The following is a 4,361-nucleotide window of genomic DNA, read 5'->3' on the forward strand; positions in this document are numbered from 1 at the left end:
TCGAACAGAGCGAACAGCAGCCCCGGCAGCATGGCAAAAATCATCAGCAGGGCCGATGCACTGTTGGAAAGATAGTTCCGGGCCAAAAAATAAAGCGGTCCGCCCGTTAAAAGCGCACCGCCGAAGCAGACCAGCTGCCGCTTGGTCAGCCCGAATAAAACTTTGGATTTTACATGGGTCAAATCTTTGGGAACGGTCACATACGCCATTCAAACGCTCCTTTCTCAATGGGCACCAAACACGGATTTGCTGATGCTGCCAGTCTTGAATAGACAGAAACAGAGCAGAACGGTATAGCCCATGCAGCCCCAGATAGCCCCGGCAATGTCCGCCGCGCCCGAAATGTTGCGTATCAGCACTGCGTAGATGCCAACGACAATCATAATCAGGAACGCTTGGAAACCCAGCGCCAGCAAAGACTTCAAATAGTTCTGCCCGGTACTGCGCCACTCGCTGCTGCCCATAGTCGCCAGCGGGATAGGCCCCAGCGCGGTCACAACGTAAATCTCAATCATGCGGCCGTAGGTCACAAGGAAAATACAGATAGACAGGATGTTCATGGTCAGGCCCACCACAAGGGTCTGGAACCACAGGCTGAGCAGACTGCCAATGGTCATGCTTTCCAGCTGAAATTCCAGTCCGGGTATCAGGCGGTCAAAGTGGATGGATGTTTCACCGATGATAACGCCGGAACTTTGGTTGACAACGCTCTGGGTGGCATCGAACACACCCATAACGATATTCCATGTATTGCTGACAATGAGGATGGCAAAGGCAGACTTGAAAATCCAGCGGAAGAACATGGAGGTGTCGAAGTCGTGCATATTGTTCTTTTCGGTAATCATCTGGATAAGCTCATGGCACATCACAAGGGCAAGGATAGCCGCTGCAATGGGCAGCACCACCGTTTCAGAAAGACTACGCAGCATATTGAAAATGCCGCTGTTCCACGCCTGCGGGGTAGAGCCGACGTCCGAAGCGATTTCGCCCACCTTGGCGTTCACGTTATCGAACAGGCCGGAGAGGTTGCCCGTGATGCCATCTATCAAAATGCCTTTTATCCATTTCTCGATGATCTCACTAATCAAGCAAAGATACCTCCTTTCCCGCGCCCTCCCATGTGAGAGGGAGAGCGCGGAGTAGGATTTTAAGTGTTCGTTGTTCGGAAAATTGTGGGCAGCGATGCAGGACTTAGCCCAGCAGCCCGGACAGCAGCGGGACAAGGGTCACGCCGATCAGGGCAACGCCGCCGCCCGCAACCAGCTGCTTGACGCCCTGGCTCTTGCTGCCGGGGTTATCCTGTCCATAACCCTCCAACAGGTTGATGCCGCCCCAGACACACAGGGCACCGCCCAGACCGACCACGATGGTCTGCAAAGTATCGACTGCGCTGTTGAAAAATTCCATAAGGTCCTCACTTTCTGCCGCTTATTCTGCGACACTCAAAAATAAAATTATTCGGCTGCATTTTCATCCGACAGGTCGATTTCGTACAGGTCAAAACTTTCGTCCTGTGCGACTACCTGTTGCCGTTTCCGGCGCAGGGTGGATAAGAACCTGTCCACATCAAAGGTGTTTTTCTTGTCCGCGTCCGCAAGGTATTTGTAGTGCGGGTGCTTGGTGATGTCGAACTTCTCCGAGAAGAACGGCCTCACGCCACGTAGCTGCAAGATGCACCTGCCGCCGTCCATGATTGCAATTTCGTCCTCTGACATCAACGCCTTTCCTAGTTTTTGATAGTTCAGTCCGTGGGAGGTTTGAGAACCCCGGTTCTCGCTGGTGTTGAAACTGTCGATAGTCTCTTTCCCCAGCGCATCGGAGATCTCTCTGGCATTCTTGCCCCGCCCACTCAAAAAGAGAACAGAATCGCAGTTGTCCGAAATGATTTCGGCCGCATCCTTGTAGATAGCTTTCAGCTGCGACTGGCTCTGCAAGATGATGGATGCCGAGATTTCCCGGCTGCGGATGGTGGCGATCAGCTTGTCGAAGTTGGGAACCTGTCCGATGTTGGCGAACTCGTCCAGAATCAGCCGCACATGGACAGGCAGCCGACCGCCGTATTTATCATCCGCTCTGTCACACAGCAGGTTGATAAGCTGGCTTTGGAGCATGGCCAGAATGAAGTTGAAGGTGGTGTCCGTGTCGCTCATAATCAAAAACAGCACGGTCTTTTCATCCCCGATGGTGTCCAGCTCCATTTCATCGTCCTCCATCAGCTCCCGCACCTCCCGGATGTCAAATGGGGCTAAACGGGCACCACAGCTTATCAGGATGGAAGAACGGGTCTTGCCCGCCGACAGCAGAAACTTTTTGTACTGCCGGACAGCGAAGTGGTCCGGGTCTTTCTGTTCCAGCCGTTCAAACATGAGGTCCACCGGGCTTTGAAAGTCCGGGTCATCCTCGCGGGCTTCACTGGCGTTTATCATTTCCAGCAGGGTGGTGAAGTTCATTTCTTCTGCCGGGGCCTCATACCAGATGTAGCCGATAAGCGCGGTGTAGAACAGCCGTTCCGACTTCACCCAAAAATCTTCTGCTGATTTCTCACCCTCGCCCTTGGTGTTGGCGATAAGGGTATTCACCAGTTTCAGCACGTCCTTTTCCGAGTGGATGTAAACAAACGGGTTGTACTTCATAGACTTGGAAAAGTTTATCGTGTTCAGGATTTTCACCCGGTAGCCTGCCCGCTGGAACATTTGGCCTGTTTCGAGAATCAGTGTGCCTTTTGGGTCTGTGACCACGAATGAGGTGGGATAGTCGGAAGTGGGGAAACATTGCATGAGGTTGGGCTTCACATAGAAGCGTGTCTTGCCGCTGCCGGAGCCGCCGATCACCAGCACATTCTTGTTCCGGGCCGTCTTGGGGTCTTTGGGCCGCCCGGTCATGGTCAGGCGTTCGGTCTGGGTCAGCAGGATGTTGTTTTCAAACTTGGGGTCGATGTAGGGGGCAATGTCTTTGGCGGTGCCCCACCGGGCAGAACCGTATTCCTCGCCCTTGCGGTACTTCTTGGCGTTCTTGCCCTTGCTGTACACGATGAGCCGGACAGCCACCGCCCCGGCAACGCCCACGCAGAGGTCAAACGGATGCAGGCTGGGTAGCGGGTTTGCAAAGGCGGCGGAGATGCCGCTCGTTAGGTGCAGCAGCTTGGCCGAAGCATCCGCGCCCGCCGCAAGACGGTACGCCTGCCCGCATTTGGCGAACAGGTACACGAACAGCAGATACGGCAGATTCAGCACCAGCAGCTTTTTCAGTTCAGATTTCATCGTTCCAGCCCCCTTTGCTTGATTTTTTCCTTCGCACGTTTCGGCTGCTGGGCGGCTTTCTGCTTGGCTGCTGTCAGCACCTTGCGGATGGAGGGCCGCTGCTCCTTGGAGAGCGTTTTGGCGGTGAACTCCCGGAACGCCTGTTCCAGATTGTCCGCATCCTTGGCCTTGAAGATCACGATGTAGTGGGGCGGCTGGGTGGTCTTGTCCTTGCGTAAGGTGAAGTCCACGCCGTACTTCTTGGCGCAGGGCTTGAACACCCCGATGTTCGCTTCCGTGACTTCAATGTTGGTCAGGGCTGCGCCGTGGGCTTTCAGCTGTTTCAGGCTTTGCTTGCCGTGATGCAACTTTGGCCCCTTGGCCCGGTGCTGCAAATATTTTTTCAGGGCAGCTTGCAACGCTTGGGCGGTGAGTTTGCCTGTTTTCATGGACAGGGCAATGGTTTTCTGGGTGACTTCTTCCTGCATTCAGCATCCCTCCTTGGCAGGTAGTCGGAAAAGCGGCAGCTAGGGTGGAACCACCAGCCGCCGCAGATAAAGGGCTCTCATGGGTGGACGCTCCTTTCGGTCAGTTGTTGGGCGGGCGGCCCCAATCGGGCTGCGCCATATCGTGCGCCACAAGGGACGCATAGTAGCTGTTGATGGTGCTGGGCGCGTTAAAAAGGATGGCCCGCAGGTATTGCTTGATGTTGCGGACTTTGGTGGTGTTATCCCGCAGGCAGTCCATGACGAACTCGATGTGATGGCTGTCCAGCTTCAAGAATTTCGCCTTGACCAACTCTGCCGGGTAATCGTCCCCGGCAACCCGGATGGACTTGCGGCTGGTACAGACGGTTTCCAGCAGGATGTCCACGATCTCGTCCAGTTGCTCCCGGTCTATCCGGGGATTCTGGGTGAGGGTGTCATACTCGATGTTCTCCAAAATCAAGTCCCGGTAGATTTGATAGGCCGCTTCCTTTCGGCTTCCGGTCCGTTCCGGCGGCGGTGCCGCTGCCTCGTCCTCGTCTAAAGGCAAGGGGTTTGGGGAATGGATAGGAATGGAATCGGTATTTAATCCCTCTTTCTTTTGTTTTTCTGTAATTAGTTTATCTTTATTTAATTG

At 54.5% G+C, this 4,361-nt stretch carries 6 protein-coding genes; all 6 read right to left on the reverse strand.

Features of this window, described 5'->3' with window-relative positions; genetic code table 11:
• On the reverse strand, positions 1 to 209 hold a 209-nt coding region (locus tag J3353_RS15630), incomplete at its 3' end, for a PrgI family protein (protein WP_207685207.1).
• A 15-nt stretch (positions 210 to 224) separates the two neighbouring features.
• Positions 225 to 1,088: a VirB6/TrbL-like conjugal transfer protein, CD1112 family gene (locus J3353_RS15635; RefSeq protein WP_005927770.1), complete on the reverse strand. Its 864-nt coding sequence runs from the start codon at positions 1,086 to 1,088 to the stop codon at positions 225 to 227.
• A gap of 103 nt (positions 1,089 to 1,191) precedes the next feature.
• A complete protein-coding gene (locus J3353_RS15640; RefSeq protein WP_005922889.1) occupies positions 1,192 to 1,407 on the reverse strand; it encodes a Maff2 family mobile element protein in 216 nt (71 codons plus the stop codon).
• 47 nt (positions 1,408 to 1,454) lie between these two features.
• Positions 1,455 to 3,260, reverse strand: a complete 1,806-nt coding sequence (locus J3353_RS15645) for a VirD4-like conjugal transfer protein, CD1115 family (RefSeq protein ID WP_207685208.1) — start codon at positions 3,258 to 3,260, stop codon at positions 1,455 to 1,457.
• Entirely contained in the window at positions 3,257 to 3,727 is a 471-nt protein-coding gene (locus J3353_RS15650; RefSeq protein ID WP_207685209.1) for a PcfB family protein, read from the reverse strand. Before J3353_RS15650 ends, J3353_RS15645 begins: the two co-directional genes overlap by 4 nt.
• 100 nt (positions 3,728 to 3,827) lie before the next feature.
• On the reverse strand, positions 3,828 to 4,361 hold a 534-nt coding region (locus J3353_RS15655; protein WP_242701009.1), incomplete at its 5' end, for a DUF6017 domain-containing protein.

The sequence above is a fragment of the Faecalibacterium sp. Marseille-Q4137 genome, from assembly GCF_017377535.1.
In the GTDB taxonomy this organism is placed as follows: domain Bacteria; phylum Bacillota; class Clostridia; order Oscillospirales; family Ruminococcaceae; genus Faecalibacterium; species Faecalibacterium duncaniae.

Excerpts from the sequence above, each read along its gene's own strand:
- J3353_RS15640 (WP_005922889.1), bottom strand. The coding sequence starts at position 1,407 with ATGGAATTTTTCAACAGCGCAGTCGATACTTTGCAGACCATCGTGGTC.
- J3353_RS15645 (WP_207685208.1), bottom strand. The coding sequence starts at position 3,260 with ATGAAATCTGAACTGAAAAAGCTGCTGGTGCTGAATCTGCCGTATCTG.
- J3353_RS15650 (WP_207685209.1), bottom strand. The coding sequence starts at position 3,727 with ATGCAGGAAGAAGTCACCCAGAAAACCATTGCCCTGTCCATGAAAACA.